Annotated in this window: 15 protein-coding genes; 7 read left to right on the top strand and 8 right to left on the bottom strand. The window is 70.6% G+C overall.

Features of this window, described 5'->3' with window-relative positions; genetic code table 11:
* Positions 1-66: 66 nt before the first annotated feature.
* Positions 67-768 carry a family 43 glycosylhydrolase gene (locus Q9G87_RS34130; RefSeq protein WP_305920922.1) on the bottom strand — a complete coding sequence of 234 codons (702 nt, stop codon included), beginning with the start codon at positions 766-768 and terminating at the stop codon, positions 67-69.
* A gap of 392 nt (positions 769-1160) precedes the next feature.
* On the opposite strand from Q9G87_RS34130, the gene Q9G87_RS34125 reads away from it, so the two are divergent.
* Positions 1161-2777: a transposase gene (locus Q9G87_RS34125; RefSeq protein WP_305920672.1), complete on the top strand. Its 1617-nt coding sequence runs from the start codon at positions 1161-1163 to the stop codon at positions 2775-2777.
* On the opposite strand, the gene Q9G87_RS34120 is transcribed toward Q9G87_RS34125, so the two are convergent.
* The 6 genes from Q9G87_RS34120 to Q9G87_RS34095 all read right to left on the bottom strand — a co-directional run bounded on the left by Q9G87_RS34120 (position 2774) and on the right by Q9G87_RS34095 (position 8888).
* Entirely contained in the window at positions 2774-2962 is a 189-nt protein-coding gene (locus tag Q9G87_RS34120; protein ID WP_305920671.1) for a hypothetical protein, read from the bottom strand. The two genes, Q9G87_RS34125 and Q9G87_RS34120, sit on opposite strands and share 4 nt — an antisense overlap.
* Positions 2963-2990: 28 nt before the next feature.
* The gene (locus Q9G87_RS34115) at positions 2991-3761 is read right to left on the bottom strand and encodes an ABC transporter ATP-binding protein (protein ID WP_305920670.1); all 771 of its coding nucleotides are present in this window, start codon (positions 3759-3761) and stop codon (positions 2991-2993) included.
* On the bottom strand, positions 3758-4558 hold the full coding sequence (locus Q9G87_RS34110; protein ID WP_305920669.1) for an ABC transporter permease: 801 nt from the start codon (positions 4556-4558) through the stop codon (positions 3758-3760). Before Q9G87_RS34110 ends, Q9G87_RS34115 begins: the two co-directional genes overlap by 4 nt.
* Entirely contained in the window at positions 4555-5769 is a 1215-nt protein-coding gene (locus tag Q9G87_RS34105; RefSeq protein ID WP_305920668.1) for an ROK family transcriptional regulator, read from the bottom strand. Before Q9G87_RS34105 ends, Q9G87_RS34110 begins: the two co-directional genes overlap by 4 nt.
* Positions 5770-5934: 165 nt before the next feature.
* Positions 5935-7416, bottom strand: coding sequence for a serine/threonine-protein kinase (locus Q9G87_RS34100; RefSeq protein ID WP_305920667.1), 1482 nt, complete (start codon positions 7414-7416; stop codon positions 5935-5937).
* The gene (locus Q9G87_RS34095) at positions 7413-8888 is read right to left on the bottom strand and encodes a serine/threonine-protein kinase (RefSeq protein WP_305920666.1); all 1476 of its coding nucleotides are present in this window, start codon (positions 8886-8888) and stop codon (positions 7413-7415) included. Before Q9G87_RS34095 ends, Q9G87_RS34100 begins: the two co-directional genes overlap by 4 nt.
* Positions 8889-9027: 139 nt before the next feature.
* Between Q9G87_RS34095 and Q9G87_RS34090 the strand changes: the two genes are divergently transcribed.
* Positions 9028-11886: a beta-galactosidase gene (locus Q9G87_RS34090; protein WP_305920665.1), complete on the top strand. Its 2859-nt coding sequence runs from the start codon at positions 9028-9030 to the stop codon at positions 11884-11886.
* On the opposite strand, the gene Q9G87_RS34085 is transcribed toward Q9G87_RS34090, so the two are convergent.
* Positions 11883-12215, bottom strand: coding sequence for a putative quinol monooxygenase (locus Q9G87_RS34085; RefSeq protein WP_305920664.1), 333 nt, complete (start codon positions 12213-12215; stop codon positions 11883-11885). The genes Q9G87_RS34090 and Q9G87_RS34085 overlap by 4 nt on opposite strands.
* A gap of 223 nt (positions 12216-12438) precedes the next feature.
* Between Q9G87_RS34085 and Q9G87_RS34080 the strand changes: the two genes are divergently transcribed.
* The 5 genes from Q9G87_RS34080 to Q9G87_RS34060 are packed head-to-tail and all read left to right on the top strand — an operon-like array spanning position 12439 to position 17047.
* Positions 12439-13449, top strand: a complete 1011-nt coding sequence (locus Q9G87_RS34080) for an ABC transporter substrate-binding protein (protein WP_305920663.1) — start codon at positions 12439-12441, stop codon at positions 13447-13449.
* A complete protein-coding gene (locus tag Q9G87_RS34075; RefSeq protein WP_305920662.1) occupies positions 13446-14252 on the top strand; it encodes an ABC transporter ATP-binding protein in 807 nt (268 codons plus the stop codon). The genes Q9G87_RS34080 and Q9G87_RS34075 overlap by 4 nt, the downstream gene beginning before the upstream one ends.
* Positions 14245-15207 carry an ABC transporter permease gene (locus Q9G87_RS34070; protein WP_305920661.1) on the top strand — a complete coding sequence of 321 codons (963 nt, stop codon included), beginning with the start codon at positions 14245-14247 and terminating at the stop codon, positions 15205-15207. The genes Q9G87_RS34075 and Q9G87_RS34070 overlap by 8 nt, the downstream gene beginning before the upstream one ends.
* Entirely contained in the window at positions 15204-16529 is a 1326-nt protein-coding gene (locus tag Q9G87_RS34065) for an LLM class flavin-dependent oxidoreductase (RefSeq protein ID WP_305920660.1), read from the top strand. The genes Q9G87_RS34070 and Q9G87_RS34065 overlap by 4 nt, the downstream gene beginning before the upstream one ends.
* Positions 16526-17047, top strand: a complete 522-nt coding sequence (locus tag Q9G87_RS34060) for an NADPH-dependent FMN reductase (protein WP_305920659.1) — start codon at positions 16526-16528, stop codon at positions 17045-17047. Before Q9G87_RS34065 ends, Q9G87_RS34060 begins: the two co-directional genes overlap by 4 nt.
* Positions 17048-17130: the final 83 nt, after the last annotated feature.

The raw sequence follows: 17130 nt of genomic DNA, 5'->3' as shown, positions 1-17130 counted from the left end.
CCGTGGGCGTCCTCGTCGGTCTTGGTCGACCAGCCGGGTCCGGGCTGCCAGCCGGCGAACGAGCCCTCAGCCGAACGTGCCGCCCGCGTCGTACGAGGCCGCCGGCGCGGGCTGGGGGCCCTCGGACGGGCCGGCGCCGGCGCGGACCACCGGCCAGCCGTCGATCCAGTCCAGCCAGTCGATCAGCAGTGGGCGCTTGGTCAGGCCCGACGGTCCGTTGACGATCGGCGGGAAGTCGGGGTCGGCGGTGGAGATGGCGTGGTAGATCAGCCAGTCCTGGCCGGACAGGTCGGTCAGGAAGCCGCTGTGGCCGGGGCCGGCCCAGCGGTTGCCGTTCGCGCCGGCGACGATGGCGCCCTTGGTGGTCAGCGCCATCAGGTCCACGCCCTCGTCGTCCGTGAACGGGCCCAGCGGGCTGGTGGCGCGGCCGACCTTGACCTGGTAGCCGCTGTAGGCGCCGTCGCAGCAGCCGGCGTCGGAGTAGAAGAGGTAGTAGAAGCCGCCGCGGCGGACGACGTAACCGCCCTCCATGCGGCGGCCCCTCGCCACCTGCGTCACCGGGCCTTCGACGCGGGTGGCGTCGGCGTTCATCCTCGCCACGCAGAGGGTGTCGTAGCTCCCCCAGTAGAGGTAATGGGCGCCGTCGACGTCGGTGAACTGGGCCTGGTCGATGGTGAAGGTCGGGCATGCGGCCTGGGGCGCGGCCGGGATCACGTCGCCGTGGTCGGTCCATGGCCCCGTAGGGGTGGGCGCGGTGGTCAGGCCGATGTCGCCGGAGGCGTTGAGTGTGCATGAGGGTGCATGAAGTGCCTTTAGTTGCGTTGCGGCCGAAGTGCGGACGTGACGGCATGGACGCGGGTATGGGTATGGGTTGGGTTGTCCTCATCGGTAAGGCGCTGGTGTATCAGAGCGGCCTCTGACGGTTCCGGCCCCACCCATTTGGTCTGTGGATGAGTCTGCCGACGATATCGCGCGTACGTTCTACCCGACAGCGTCAGCTCTTGGTATCCTTGCGGTCACACAATGTGAAAGCTCCTGAGAGAGGCGCGTGCAGGTCATGCGAGCATGCCGGTTCGGTGGTGATCCGCAGGCGCTGACCGTGTGGTGCGCCCGTTGGTCGGCCTCGGGCCGTGCCGGCCTCGAGTGGGAGCGTGCGGCGCATGAGTGAATTGCGCGCGATCGAGGCGCCGTTCGTCGCTGGCGGTCCGTCCGGGGTGGCCGTCCGGGACCGGCTCAAGAACCTCGCGGCCGCTGATGAGCAGGTGCTGCGCCTGGTGGGCGCGCATCTTGGCGCGCTGGCCTGCGGTGATTTGAAGACGCGATGCGCTGATGGGCTGGAGCACGACAACCAGACGTGGGCGGTGCGCAAGCGCGAGCTGACGGTGTTGTCGTCGTCGCGGTGGGCCGGGGCGATCACGAAGGCCAGCCACGATCAGTGGGCGCTGGCCCGGCGTTGCCAGGCCGCGCACATCGCCGATCTGGAAGCCGCGATCGCCACCATCGAGCATCGGCTGTCGCTTCCGGTGGGTGAGAAGGGAAGCCGGAAGGGCCCGGGTGGTTACCGCTCGGCGCAGGAGTGGCACGCCAAGAGTCGCCGCCTGCGCGTGCTGACCGACCGGCTGCAGCGGGAGAAGGCCGACCAGCAGGCCGGGATCGTACACATCGTGCGGGGCGGCAAACGCCTGGCCCGCACCCGGCACCACCTGGACGCCGCCGGCCTGACCGAGACCGAATGGCTGCAGAAATGGCAGGCCGCACGCTGGTTCCTGGCCGCGGACGGCGAGTCCGGCAAGCGGTACGGCAACGAGACCATCCGCATCACCCCCGACGGGCAGGTGTCAATCCGGCTGCCCGCCCCGCTGGCGCACCTGGCCAACGCCCCCCACGGCCGCTACATCCTCGCCGCCAGGGTGGCCTTCGCGCACCGGGGCACCGAATGGGCCGATCGGATCGAAGCCAACCGGGCCGTGGCCTACCGCATCCACCTGGATGTCGATCGCGGACGCTGGTACATCACCGCCTCCTGGCAGATCCCACCGGCCCCGGCCGTTCCCATGTCGGCCGCGCTCGCCGCAGGCGTGATCGCCGTGGACACCAACGCCGACCACCTGGCCGCCTGGCGCCTGGACGTCCACGGCAATCCCATCGGCAACCCGCGCCGCTTCCCCTACGACCTGTCCGGGAACGCCGACCACCGCGACGCCCAGGTCCGCCACGCGCTGACCCGGCTGCTGCACTGGGCCCAAACCTGCGGCGTGAAAGCGATCGCCATCGAAGACCTCGACTTCACCGCCGAGAAAACCCGGGAGAAACACGGCCGCCGCAAACGCTTCCGCCAACTGATCTCCGGCATGCCCACCGGCAAGCTGCGCGCCCGGCTGACCGCGATGGCCGAGGCCACCGGCATCGCCATCATCGCCACCGACCCGGCCTACACCTCCCAGTGGGGCGCCCAGCACTGGCAGGCCCCACTGACCAGCAAGACCCGTACGACCACCCGCCACGACGCGGCCGCCGTGGCGATCGGCAGACGCGCCCTCGGGCACCCGATCCGGCGACGGACGGCACCGCCCCCTGCTCACCGGAGCGACGAGCAGGGGCATCGGACCGTCCAGGCCCGAACGGGCGCCCGCGGGCGTGAGGGACCCCGCCCCCGCATCCCCGGACCACGGACACGATCCGCGCCGCCCGGATACGGTCAGAACGCGGGCGACCAGAACGCTCAACACCGTTCGGAGCGTTCGGCTGAGCATCTGCAACTCATGCTCAGTCCTTAGGAACGGTGAGCCCCTGCTTCTCCCAGAGGCCCCTGCTTGTCGGCGATGGCCAGCAGGCTCGCGCCGTTGTAGTCGCTGATATAGCCGAACCGGACCGTGGTGCCGTCGTCGGAGCAGGCGGTCACGGACAGTGTCAGCAGGCTCACCGCTGTGGCGGCCGTCAGGGCGCGGCGAAGAGAACGCATAGCGGATCAGTCCTTTCCGGGGGGTGGTTTAGGCGGCTGGGACTTGGTGGTACACGCTGTGCCAGACCTCGTTGCGGATGCGCCCGAACTCGGGCGACAGCCGCATCTCCTCGGTCCTCGGGTACGGCAGGTCGACGTCGACGACCTGCTGGATGCGGCCGGGCCTGGCCGCCATGACGATCACGCGTCTGGCCAGGTAGACGGCCTCGTCCACGTCGTGGGTGATGAACATGACCGTGCGCTGCTCCTGGCTCCAGGTGTCGAGGAGCTGGTCCTGCAGCTGCACCCGGGTCAGCGCGTCCAGCGCGCCGAACGGCTCGTCCATGAGCAGGACCTGCGGGTTGACCGCGTACGCGCGGGCGATCGCGCACCGCTGCTTCATCCCGCCGGACAACGTCTTGGGCAGCGCGTCGGCGAAGTCGGACAACCCGACGAGCTCGATCGCCCGCTCCGCCCGCCGCCTGCGCTCCTCGGCCGGGAGCTCGGCCAGCTTCAGCCCGAACTCGACGTTCTTGCGCACGGTCAGCCAGGGGAACAACGCGTACTGCTGGAAGATCACCCCGCGCTCGGGCCCGGGACCGGTGACCGGCACGCCGTCCACCAGCACCTCGCCCGAGGTGGGCTCGACCAGCCCGGCCGCCATGCTCATGAGCGTGCTCTTGCCGCATCCGGACGGGCCCACGACCGTGACGAACTCCCGGTCGGCGATGTCCAGCGACACCTGGCTCAGCGCGGTGAACGTGCCGTCCTTCATCGGGTAGGTCTTGACGACGTCCCTGAACGAGATCTTGGTGGTCAACGTCGCTCCTGCCAGTCGGTGAGGTGGCGCTCGGCCAGCAGCAGCAGCCGGTCCATCAGCAGGCCGAGCACGCCGATGGCGATCAGGCCCACGAAGATCGTGGGCAGGTCGTAGTAGAGCTGGGCGTTCTGCATGCGATAGCCCAGGCCCTCCTGGGCGGCGATCAGTTCGGCGGCGACCAGCGTGCCCCAGGCCGAGCCGAGCCCGACCCGCATCCCGACCAGGATGAACGGCGTGGACGCCGGCACCACGACCTTGAGGAAGATCGTCTGGTCGGACGCGCCGAGCACGCGAGCGGCGTTGATCAGCGTCTTGTCCACGTCGACCACGCCCTGGAACGTCGCCACGACGCTGGACAGGAACGACGCCAAGAAGATCACGAAGACCTTCGGCACCTCGCCGATGCCCATCAGCACGATGGCGAGGGGGATGATCGCCAGGGGCGGGATGGTGCGGAAGAACTGAACGTACGGCTCCAGCAGGCCGCGCGCGGTGGCGTACCAGCCCATCAGGAAGCCGATCGGGATTGCCAGCAGGGTGCCGAGCAGGAAGCCCAGCAGCACCCTGCGCAGGCTGGCGAGCGCGTCGTCGAGGAGCGTGCCGTCCGCGATCAGCTCGCCTGCCTTGGCCGCCACCTCCAGCGGCGTCGGCAGGCCCTGCACGCCGACCGTGGCCAGCAGCGTCCACACGACGAGGCCGATGACGACGGCGAGCAGGTTGAGCGTGAGGGCGCGGCTGGAGCGTCTGGGCTCGCGCCGCGCGACCGCCGACTTGCCCAGCGCGGTCAGCTGCGTCATGACTGCCTCGAATGGTTCATAGGTTCCTCTTGCGCGAGATCGGGCCCGGCCGGATAGCGGGAGAGCAGGGGGGATTCGTGCAGCACGAGGGCGATGCCGCCGAGCGCGCCCGCGGCCTCGCCGAGCGTCGCGCGGCGCAACGTGATCCGGTGCCGGGAGATCGGCATGACGCGCGCGCTCATCGTCCGCTCGATCGGCTCCAGCAGCGCGGCGCCGATCTCCGCGAGCTCGCCGCCGATCACGATCACGCTGGGGCCTATGGCGTTGCACAGGGCCGCGAGCACGCCGCCGATGTTGGCGCCGACGCCCTCCAGCAGGCCGAGCGCCGTGGCGTCGCCTGCCTTGACGGCCTTGATCAACTCGGGGACGTCGTCGGCCCGGCCGCCGGCGGCACGGTAGGCGTCGAGCACGGCTCTTATCGAGGCCACGGTCTCGAGGCAGCCGGAGCCGCCGCAGGAGCAGGGAGAGCCCTGCGGGTCGACCATGATGTGGCCGAACTCGCCGGACAGGCCGTACGCGCCGCGATGCAGCGACCCGGCGATCACCAGCCCGCCGCCGACGCCGTGGGACAGCCGCAGGTACAGCACGTCCTGGCCGCCCGCGGCCGCGCCCCAGATCGCCTCGCCCAGCGCGGCCAGCCGGGCGTTGTTGTCCAGCAACACCGGCACGCCGAACCGCTCCCGCAGCAGCACCTGTGCGGGATGCGGGGTGTCGTCGTCCTCGGGGGAGTCCGGACCGCCGACCGGGCCGACCACGCCGACGCCGATCGCGCTGAGCGCGCCCAGCCGCAGGCCGCCCTCGCTGAGGGAGCCGACGAGCCGCTCGGCCAGCTCCACCCGCTGCTCCCACGGCAGGTCGGCGTCGTGCGGCTCGCTGGCCGCACCGACGATCTCGTGCGCCAGGTTGATGGCCGCGACGTGCAGCGCGCGGCGGGCGAAGTCGATGCCGATGGCCTGGCCTGCGTCCGGGTTGAGCGTCAGCGTCTCAGCCGGCCGGCCGCGGCCGCGGGGCATGTCGTCCTGCTGGGTGGCGGTGACGACGGCGCCGGTGGATATGAGCTCGGCGAGGATGTCGTACAGAGTGGTGCGGGACAGCCTGCAGAGCTTGCCCAGCTCGCCGCGGCTGAGCGGACCGTGCTTGCGCAGCAGCCCGAGCACGAGCTCTTCGTGCCCGCGCCGCAACTGTGACAAGGGGCCACGGGGTTGTGACATACCGCCGAGTCTGCCCACCGCCGCTGTTTTTCGTCAATAACCCGGAAAAAAACCTGCTCGGTGCCGCGTGGTGCTCTGAAGTGGGAAAACGCGGCTGTGTAGGGATTGGCGAGAGTTGTAACTTTCCCGTAACGTGCCGGCGCCCACGCGGGCCATCGGCGTGCGCTAGGACAATCGCTCGCACACCGTGAACGACACTCTCCGGGTGGCCTTCGAGGGTGTCAGCAGGTGGTAGACGATCGTGTGCGACCCCGGCTCGAAGGCGCCGAAGGGGTTGCGCCGGTCCTTGGTCGTGCCGGTCACCCAGCCCGTCTTCCGCCCCTCGTCCTGGCCGTCCACCACCCAGCGGTAGGTGTACTCCGTCTGTTTGCCCGACGGACCCTTGATCGCGGCGACCGGGAAGAGGCTGGGCGACCAGCATCCGTCCGCGCCGACCTGCTGCCCCTCCAGCGTCAACGACACCAGGCGTACGGTCGCCGCGGCCGCCGTCGTGGTCGCGGGTTTCGCCGGGGACGTCGTCGGTTTGGGCGTCGACGGGCGGCGGGAGGGGGTGGGGGTGGAGCGGGCGGTGCTGGTGGGGCGTGTCTTCTTGGCCGGCGCGCTGGGGGTCTTGTCAGTGTCCAGGTTCTTGGCCGGTGGGCCGGTCGTGGTGGCCTGGTCCGTGGGGGCCGACGGGGTGGGCGCGGCCGTCGTCGCCGGGGCGGGCATCCACGTGATCGCCCCGGCGACCAAGGCGGCGGACACCCCCAGCGCGCCGACGCCCGCCAGCAGCGCCTTCCAGCGCGGGCGCCTCGCGGGACGACCCGCCGCACCGCCTCGGTGGCCGGCCGTACTCCCTCGGTGGCGTGTCGCGGCGTCCGGCGTGCCGGTGGGCGGGGCGCCGATGAGCCGGAGCAGGACGTCCTGCATGGCAGGCCGGGCGGCGGGGTCCTTGGCCAGGCAGGACAGCACGATCGGACGCAGCGGACCCGGCAGGTCGCCCAGGTACGGCTCGTCGTGGAGGATGCGGCGGATCACCGCGGGCAGCGAGTCGTTGCCGAACGGCGGGCTCCCTGTCGCGGCGAACACGATCACCGACGCCCACGCGAACACGTCCACGGCGGGACCGAGAGGGGCACCCGCGAGCTGCTCCGGCGCCATGTAGGCGGGCGTGCCGACGATGCTGCTCGTCACGGTCAGCGAATGGCCGGACGCGCGGGCGATGCCGAAGTCGATGACCCGCGGCCCGTCCCTCCCGAGCAGCACGTTGGCGGGCTTGAAATCGCGATGCACCACCCCGGCCCGGTGGATCGCCGCCAGCGCGGTCGCGGTCGCCACCGCGAGCCGCTGCAGGTCGGCCCCGGCGTGACGGCCGGCCTGCTGGAGCGAGGGCCCTTCGACGTACTCGGTCACGATGTACGGTCGGCCGCTCAGCGACGCGTCGAGCACCTGAGCGATGCAGAAAGGCTCCACCCGGCGCGCCGCGTCGATCTCCTTGGCGAAGCGATGATCAGGGGCCGGACCGTCAGCCAGCACCTTGACCGCGACCGGCCGCCCGTCGGGAGCCCGGCCCAGGTAGACCACCCCTTGACCGCCCGCGCCCAGACGCCCCAGCAGCCGGTACGGGCCCACGGCCGCCGGATCCTCCGGCAGGAGCGGGTCCATCATCCGCTCCCCGTGGGGCAGATGGTGAACGAGAACGTCTTCGACACCGCTTGGGGCGAGGTGAGGCGGAGGACGACCCGATGGGGACCGTCCGACTCCACGAGCGGGCCGGTGACCTGCCGGGTGTAGGTGTCGGCGATGACGGACTCGGACCGCTGCACCACTCGCCCGTCCAGGACCCATTCGTAGCGGAACGTGGTGGACAGCTTGGTCCCCTCCACCAGGCCGGAGAGGTTGCCCTGGCCGAACACGCAGTCAGGAGTGTCGGCATGTCTGGGGCCGATGATCCGCACCCAGACGATCCGGAAGGAGCCGCTGCCTGATCGGGGTTTCGCCGATGAGGTCGTCGGGCTGGGAGCGGGCTGCGTCGGCTTCACGGTCTGCGTCGGCTTCGTGGTCCGTGTCGCGGTCGGCTTCGTGGTGGTCGACGGTTTCGGGGTGGAGGGACGTTTGGTCCTTTTCGCGCTCTGGCGCGTTTTCGTGGGGGACGGCGTCGCGGCAGGGGTGAACGCCAGCGGCTGCTTGGTCGGTTGCGAGCCTGGGACGCCCCAGACGCTCGCGGCCCCCCAGGCGAGGGTGGCCGCGACCGCCAGCGCCCCCACGCTGGAGACGCCCGCGACGAGCGCCGTCCTGCTCCCGCGCCGCCCGGGAACAGTGGACGGACCGCGGCCATCGGCACTGTGCGCAGGCGCCGGGGCCTGTCCACCCAGGAGCTGCAGCAAAACGTCCCGCATGGCCGGCCGGCGCGCCGGATCCTTGGCCAGGCACCCCAGCACGATCCCGCGCAACGGTTGCGGCAGGTCGCCGAGCTGCGGCTCGTTATGCAGGATCCGATTGATCACCGCGGGCAGTGAGTCCTCACCGAACGGGGGCGTCCCGGTGGCGGCGAACACGATCACCGATGCCCACGCGAACACGTCGACGGCCGGCCCGATCCGCTCGCCGGCGAGCTGCTCCGGCGCCATGTAAGCAGGAGTCCCCACGATGCTGCTGGTCGCCGTCATCCCCGCTTCGACAGACCGGGCGATCCCGAAGTCGATCACCCGGGGCCCGCCCCGTCCGAGCAGCACGTTGGCGGGCTTGAAGTCGCGGTGGACGATGCCGGCCTGATGAATGGCCGTCAGCGCGGTCGCGGTCGCCACCGCGAGCCGCTGCAGGTCGGCCCCGGTGTGGCGCCCGGCCTGCTGGAGGGAAGGCCCTTCGACGTACTCGGTCACGATGTACGGCCGGGCGCTCAGTGAGGCGTCGAGCACCTGAGCGATGCAGAACGGCTCCACCCGGCGCGCCGCGTCGATCTCCTTGGCGAAGCGCTCGTCGGCGAGTCCCTCGCGGAGCACTTTGACCGCGACCGGCCTGCCGTCGGGCCCCTGGCTCAGATAGACCACGCCTTGGCCCCCCGCGCCGAGACGCCCCATCAGCCGGTAGGGCCCTACGGCAGCGGGGTCGCCTTCCCGGAGGGGTTCGACGGGCGACATGGGACTCCTGTGACAAGGCTTACGGGATCTTGGGCACCATAGCGGGAAATGTCAGGCCGAGTGAGGCAGTCGCGTAAACGAGACCCTCGCCAGGTCCAGGTCGTTGACTTTTGTTTGGCGGGTCGCCAAATTAAATGCCATGAGGCGGACCCTCTCGCTGCTCCTGGCCATGCTGCTGACCTGTGCCACTCTCGTCGCGCCCGCTCGCGCCGCGGCCGCGCGCGAGGTTACCTACGACCGGTATTCGCTGATGGTGGACGGCCGCCGGGTCGTGGTGCAGGCGGCCGAGTTCCACTACTTCCGGCTGCCCAGCCCGCGGTTATGGCAGGACGTGCTGGAGAAGTTCAAGGCGGCCGGGTTCAACGCGGTCTCCCTCTACTTCTCGTGGGCCTACCACTCACCGAAACCCGGCGTGTACGACTTCACCGGCGTGCGTGACGTGGACCGGCTGCTGCGGATGGCGTCCGAAGCTGGGCTGTACGTCATCGCGCGGCCGGGGCCGTACATCAACGCCGAGAGCAGCGGCGGCGGCCTGCCCGCCTGGGTGAAGACCGTGCCGGGGCGGGCCCGCAGCAGCGAGAGCGGCTACCAGGCCGCCTACCGGGAGTGGCTGCACCGGATCAACCCGATCATCGCCAGGCATCAGGTCACCGAGGGCGGGCCGGTGATCCTCTACAACGCCGAGAACGAGTACCAGGTCAACACCGACGCCGCCTATATGCAGGACATCCAGGACCAGGCCCGGGCCGACGGCATCGACGTGCCCATCACGACCAACGACTGCTGCGACGGCGGCAGCTGGAGCTCGACCTGGGCGACCGGACCGGGCGCCGTGCAGATCCCGGGCATCGACGACTACCCGCAGTCCTTCGAATGCGCCAACCCCGGCCTGTGGGGGCCGTGGGGCGAGGGGCTGACCGAGCGGCTGCGGGACGACATCCCCGTGTTCGCCGCCGAATACCAAGCCGGCGCGATCGACGTGGGCGACGCGGGCTACGACAAGTGCCGCGAGCTCACCGGACCTGCCTTCATGAAGTATTTCTACAAGAACAACCTGGTGACGACCGGGGCGACGATGTTCTCGTACTACATGGGGTACGGCGGCACGAACTGGGGCTGGCTCGCCCAGCCCAACGACGTGTACACCTCCTACGACTACGGCGCCCCGATCACCGAGGCCCGGCAACTGACCCCCAAGTACGACGAGTTCAAACGCCAGGGCTACTTCCTGCAGGCGGTCGCGCCGCTGGCCAAGACCGACCCGGTCGCCACGCCGCCCGCATCCGACAATCCGGCCCTGACCACCGTGGCGCGCGCCAACCCGGACACCGGCACCGAGTTCGTCCTCGTCAAGCACACCGACCGGGCCGCGACGAGCACGGACACCGCCACCCTCGACTGGGCGGGACACCGCGTGCCCGTGCAGGTCAAGGGACGTGACGCCCACGTGCTCGTCGGCGAGTACGACCTCGGCGACCAGCGCCTGGTCCTGTCCACGTCCGAGATCATGACGCACGCCGCCATCGGGGGCCGCGACGTCGCCGTCCTCTACGGCACCGCGGGCTCACCCGGCGCCACCATCCTGCGGTACGGGTCCGAGCCGCGCGTCACGGTGCTCGAAGGCCGCGTGAGCAGTTCCTACGCGGGGGGCGAGCTGCGACTCGACTACAGCCACGAAGGGCTGGCCCGTGTGCTGGTCACGGGAGGCGGGCGGCGACCACTGCTGCTCCTGATCGGCACGGATGAGGAGGCGGCGAGGTTCTGGCTGGCGGACACGGCTACGGGCCCGGTGCTGGTGCGCGGCACGGATCTCGTGCGCTCGGCGTCCGTGAGCGGCGACACCGTACGCCTCGTGGCCGACGTGGCAGGGGAAACCACGCCCGTGGCGGCCGGGAATGCCGCGAGCCCGGCGGTGGAGGTGTTCGCGCCGCCCGCGGCCCACCGGCTGCGGATCGGCACACGCGACGTCCGCGTGACCCGTACGCCGAGCGGCTCGCTGCTCGGCTCGGCCCGTGCCCCCGAACCGGCCCCGATGCCCGAGCTGACCTCCTGGCGTACCCGCCCCGAGGCCCCTGAGGCCCAGCCCGGGTTCGACGACTCGCGATGGACCCGCGCCGACCGCACCACGACCACCAGCCCGCACCCGCCCAAGACCCTGCCCGTCCTGTACGCCGACGACTACGGCTACCACTACGGCAACGTCTGGTACCGCGGCCACTTCACCGCCACCGGAGCCGAGACCACCATCGACCTGAACGCGATCACCGGCAAACGCGGCAACTACCTGGTGTGGCTGAACGGCCGCTACCTCGGCTCGGCGGCCGGCGGCGTGCAGGCGGACTCCGGCGACCAGTGGACCCCGCCCAACCCCGACCCCGGCCCCGGCCACTTCCCCATCCCGGCGGGCGCGCTCAAGCCGGGCGCGGACAACGTGGTCGCCGTCCTCGTCGCCAACATGGGCCACAACGACGACTGGATCGCCGACGACCTGCGCTTCAAACAGCCACGCGGCCTGGTCGGCGCCTCTGCCGGCGGCACCCCGATCTCCTGGCGCATCCAGGGCGCCGCCGGGGCCGATCCGGTGCGCGGCGGGCTCAACAACGGCGGCCTGTACGGCGAACGCACCGGCTGGCACCTGCCGACCTATCCCGACAAATCCTGGAAGAACGCCACCCCGGCCGCCCCATTGACCCCCGGCGTCACCTGGTACCGGACGTCCTTCACGCTCGACCTGCCCCAGGGCCAGGACGTCCCGATCGGCCTCCGCTTCGGTGGCGACCCCTCACCGGCGTACCGCGTGCTGGTCTTCCTCAACGGCTGGAACGTCGGCCAGTACGGCGGCGACATCGGCCCACAGAAGGAGTTTTCGCTCCCGGCCGGGCTGCTGACCGAGCGCGGGACCAACACCCTCGCCCTGGCCGTCATCGCCGAAGAGCCGGCGCCCGCCGGCCCCGGCCCGATCAGCCTGTTCGCCTACGGCAACGTCCGCGTGGACTAACCCCGCGGGGCAACCGCGAGCTCGCCGAGCTCCGACCAGTCGTCCTGCGGGACCGCTGCGTTGACGATCCGCGGCGTCTCGGCCAGGTAGTCCGGCAGCGTGCGCTGAGCCTGCTTGAAGTGGTCCGACTGCACGTGCGCGGCCCCGGCCGCGTCGTCGCGGAACGCCTCGACCAGGACGTACTCGCTCGGGTCTTCAAGGCTGCGCGACCAGTCGAACCACAGGCAGCCGGGCTCGGCGCGGGTCGCCTCGGTGAACGCGGCGGAGATCTCCGGCCAGCGATCGGCGTGCTCGGGCAGGATGCGGAACTTGGCGGTAATGAAGATCATCGGCCCTCCATAGATCGGTACGGCCCGAGCTTAGCGACGGCGAATTTCATGTATGCCATGTAGGAAATGTTGACTTTACGCCTGGAGATCCGTAGCTTCGTAGGCATGAGGGGCCTTTACCTGACAACCCGCCCGCACGTGGACTTCGGCCACGTCGCCAGCGCGCAGTGTCGCTGATCACGCACCCAGGCAGACCTCTTTTCCCTCCCCAGAGGAACCCATCGTGATCAAGCTCAAACCTGCCCTCATCGCCGCGCTGCTGCCCGCCGTCCTGGCCGGTTGCGGCGGCGCCGAGGCGACATCCGACTCGGAGGTCAAGGTGCTGCGTTACCAGGGCAGCGCCGGCGCCGTCACCTTCCCCGAACTGGCCGCGGAGCTCGGCTATCTCGGCGACCTCAAGCTGAAGTGGGTGGGCAACACCACCTCGGGACCGCAGGACATCCAGTCCGCGGCCACGGGGCAGACCGACTTCGGCGGCGCCTTCGACGGCGCGATCATCAAGCTCAAGGCGGCCAAGGCCCCCATCAAGGCGGTGATCGGCTACTACGGCTCCGACAAGGACACCTTCAACGGCTACTACGTCAACGAGAACAGCCCCATCAAGACCGCCCGCGACCTCATCGGCAAAAGGATCGGCGTCAACACGCTCGGCGCGCACCACGAGGCCGTCATCAAGGAGTACCTCAGGCGCGAAGGGCTGACGCCCGACGAGATCAAGCAGGTCCAGCTGGTGGTGATCCCGCCGGTCAACACCGAGCAGGCCATCCGGCAGGGTCAGCTCGACGTCGGCACGCTGGGCGGCGTGCTCAAGGACAAGGCGCTCGAACGCGGCGGGCTGCGGCCGCTGTTCACCGACGTGGACCTGCTCGGCCCGTTCACGGCCGGAGCCATCGTCCTGCGCGAGGACTTCATCGCTGACAACCCGACCACCACCAAAACCTTCGTGACCGGCTTCGCCAAGGCCGTCGAATGGGCGCAGACCCACTCCCGTGAGGAGGTCATCGCCACGTTCGAGCAGATCATCGCCAAGCGCGGCCGCAACGAGAGCGCCGACACCGTGCGGTTCTGGAAGAGCACCGGCATCGCCGGCAAGGGCGGCGTCATCGCCGAGAAGGAGTTCCAGACCTGGATCGACTGGCTGCAGCGCGAAGGCGAGATCAAGCCCGGCCAGGTCAAGGCGGCCGACCTCTACACCAACGCGTTCAACCCCTACGCCGGCGGGAGCGGATCATGAGCAAAATCGGCATCAGGAACGTCAGCAAGACCTTCCCCGTCAGGGACGGCGGCGAGCCGTTCACCGCGCTGTCCGGCGTGGACCTCGACGTGCGCGCGGGCGAGTTCCTTACGCTCGTGGGCCCCAGCGGCTGCGGCAAGTCCACACTCCTCGACCTGGTCGCCGGGCTGACGCGCCCGACGACAGGGGAGATCGTCATCGACGGCGCGCCTGTCACCGGCCCCGGGCTCGACCGGGGGATCGTCTTCCAGCAGTACGCCCTGTTCCCCTGGCGCACCGCCCAGGCCAACGTCGAGTTCGGGCTGGAGGCCAAGGCCGTGCCGCGGAAGGAGCGGGCCCGGCGGGCACGTGAGCACCTCGCGCTCGTCGGCCTGGCCGGCTTCGAGGACCGCTACCCGCACGAGTTGTCCGGCGGCATGCGGCAGCGGGTGGCCATCGCCCGCAGCCTCGCCTTCGACCCGGACGTGCTGCTGATGGACGAGCCGTTCGCCGCGCTGGACGCGCAGACCCGCGAGTCCCTGCAGGAGGAGCTGGTGCGCGTCTGGCAGCACACCGGCAAGACGGTCATCTTCATCACCCACGGCATCGACGAGGCCGTCTACCTGGGGGAGCGGGTCGCCGTGATGACCTCCAGGCCCGGCCGGATCAAGGAGATCGTCGACATCGCGTTCGACTCGCGCGAGGGCGACCTGCGGGCCGATCCGGTCTTCGGCGAGTACCGGCACCACGTGTGGAAGCTGCTGCGCGACGAGGTGGCGGCGGCGCAGGTCCAGGAGCGCGAGGTGGCGATCTCCCATGGCTGAGACCCGTCAGGAGACGCCGCCCGGCGAGCTCCACTGGTACGACCTGCCCGACGACGAAGCACACGACGACATCGCCGTTCCGGAGACGGACACCGGCACGCCGCCGCCCTCTCCCGGCCCGCGCGGGGCCCGGGCGGCACGGATCGGGCGCGCCCCACGGATTGGGCACGCCCTACGGCTCGGGCGCGCGGCGCGGCTCGGGCGCCTGGCACGGCGCGCCGCCGTCAACTCCACGGCCATCCTGCTCCTCCTGGCCGCCTGGGAGATCCTGCCCAGGCTCGGCGTCCTGGACCGCGTCTTCGTCCCCCCGCTGTCGGAGAACCTCGTCGCCTGGTACGACCTCTTGATCAGCGGGCAACTCCCCGAACACCTACTGGCCTCCCTGGCCCGCTCCCTGGCCGGCTTCGGCCTGGCCATCGTGCTGGCCATCCCGCTCGGCCTGCTGATCGGCTGGTACCGCCCGGTCTCCGACTTCCTGGTCCCGCTGCTCGAGCTGTTCCGTAACACCTCGGCGGTGGCGCTGCTGCCGGTGTTCACGCTGATCCTCGGCATCGGCGAGACCACGAAGATCACCTTCGTCCTGTACGCGTGCTCGTGGCCGATCCTGCTCAACACCATCAGCGGCGTGCGTACCGTCGAACCCCTGCTCATCAAGTCGGCCAGATCCATGGGCCTCGGCCCGGTCCGGCTGTTCCAGAAGGTGATCCTGCCCGCCGCCGTGCCGACGATCTTCACCGGCGTGCGGCTGGCGGGCGCGTACTCGATCCTCGTGCTGCTGTTCGCCGAGATGGTCGGTGCCAAGGCCGGGCTCGGCTACCTCATCCTGGACACCCAGTCCAGCTTCCGCATCCCCGACATGTACGCCGGCATCATCACGATCTCCGTGCTGGGCCTGCTGTTCAACCTGCTGCTGGTCGCCGTCGAGCGCCGCTTCTCCACCTGGAGGACCACGTGACGAGAAAGCTTCACCTCAACGCCTTCCTCATGGGCGTGGGCCACCACGAGGCGGCCTGGCGGCACCCGCGCACCGAGCCGGCCCGCCTCACTGACGTACGCCACTATCAGGAGCTGGCCAGGATCGCCGAGCGCGGCAAGCTCGACTCGGTCTTCCTCGCCGACGGCGTGGCCCTGCACGGCGACGTCGCTCACAACGCGCTCGGCGGCCTGGAGCCGCTGACGTTGTTGTCGGCCCTGGCCGCGGTCACCGACCACATCGGCCTCATCGCCACCGCCTCGACGACGTACAACGAGCCCTTCCACGTGGCACGCAAGTTCGCCTCGCTCGACCACATCAGCGGCGGCCGGGCCGGCTGGAACATCGTCACCTCGGCCGGCGAGGCCGAAGCCCGCAACTTCGGCGTCGAGCGGCCCGCGCACGCCGCCCGCTACGCCAGGGCGAGCGAGTTCCTGGAGGTCGTGCGCAAGTTGTGGGACAGCTGGGAGGACGGCGCGATCCTGGTCGACCGCCTCGGCGGCCACTATGCCGACACCGGCAAGATCCACGCGATCGAGCACGTGGGCGAGCACTTCGCGGTGCGCGGCCCGCTCAACACCGCACGCCCGCCCCAGGGCCACCCGCTCCTGGTCCAGGCCGGGTCGTCGGAGGACGGCAAGGAGTTCGCCGCCCGCCACGCCGAAGCGGTCTTCACCGCGCAGCAGACGCTCGCCGAGGGGCAGGTGTTCTACGCCGACCTGAAGGGCCGCCTGGCCGCATACGGTCGCCGGCCCGATGAGCTGCTGGTCCTGCCGGGGATCTCGCCGATCATCGGCTCGACCGAGCGGGAGGCGCTGCGGCTGGAGAAGGAGCTGGAGGACCTCATCATCCCGGCGTACGGGCTGGCCCAGCTCTCCCACCTGACCGGGATCGACCTGACCGAGGACGCGCTGGACGGGCCGCTGCCGGACGTGCCCGTCGAGACGGAGGGCGCGCAGAGCCGCCGCAAGCTGGTGGTGGACCTGGCCAGGCGGGAACGCCTCACGGTCAGGCAACTCCTCGGCCGCCTGGCCGGCGGACGCGGCCACCGGGTCGTCGCCGGCACGCCCGAGCAGATCGCCGACCAGATTCAGGAGTGGTTCTTCAACGGCGCGGCCGACGGATTCAACGTCATGCCGCCGATCCTGCCCGGCGGCCTGTCCGACTTCGTGGACTATGTGGTGCCGGAGCTGCAGGCCAGGGGGCTCTTCAGGCACGAGTACGAGGGCCGCACGCTCCGCGACACCTATGGCCTGGCCAGACCCCGTTCCCAGTACGCCGCGCAGCTGGCGGTGGCCGGATGAGCATCGTCACGCTGGTCGGGAATCCCCGGGAGGGCTCCAGGACGCGGACCGTCGCCATCGCGGCCGCGGAGGCGATCGCGGCCAGGATCGGCGCGGCCGGGCCCAACGAGGTCGTGGACCTGTCCGCGCTCGGCCCGCATCTGCTCTCACCTGGCGCGTCCCCCGGGGTCGAGGTGGCGCTGGAGCTGGTGGCCGAGTCGAGCGTGCTGGTGGTGGCCAGCCCCACGTACAAGGGCGCCTACACCGGGCTGCTCAAATCCTTCCTCGACCGGCTGCCGCAGGACGGCCTGGCCGGCAAGGCGGCGCTGCCCCTGCTGGTCATGGGAGATCCCAAGCATGCGCTCGCGGTCGAGGTGCACCTGCGGCCGCTGCTGGTGGAGCTCGGCGCCGCCGTGCCCACACCGGGTCTGGCGGTGCTCGAGAGACAGCTCCCGGGCCTGGCGGAGATCCTGACAGCCTGGGCGGACCAGGTCGCCCCGCAGGTGGCCGCTGTGCTGGGGGAGAGGGTGTTGTCGTAGCAGTCAGCGGTGGGCCCCCGGCGGCGGCCCCCCCCCCGCCCCCGTCGATGGTCATGGTCTGGGTGGCCGAGGTGGCCTTGAAG

The organism is Nonomuraea turcica (assembly GCF_030718205.1).
In the GTDB taxonomy this organism is placed as follows: domain Bacteria; phylum Actinomycetota; class Actinomycetes; order Streptosporangiales; family Streptosporangiaceae; genus Nonomuraea.
The sequence above is the reverse complement of the archived record's forward strand: the minus strand, read 5'-3'. Positions and strand labels throughout refer to the sequence as shown.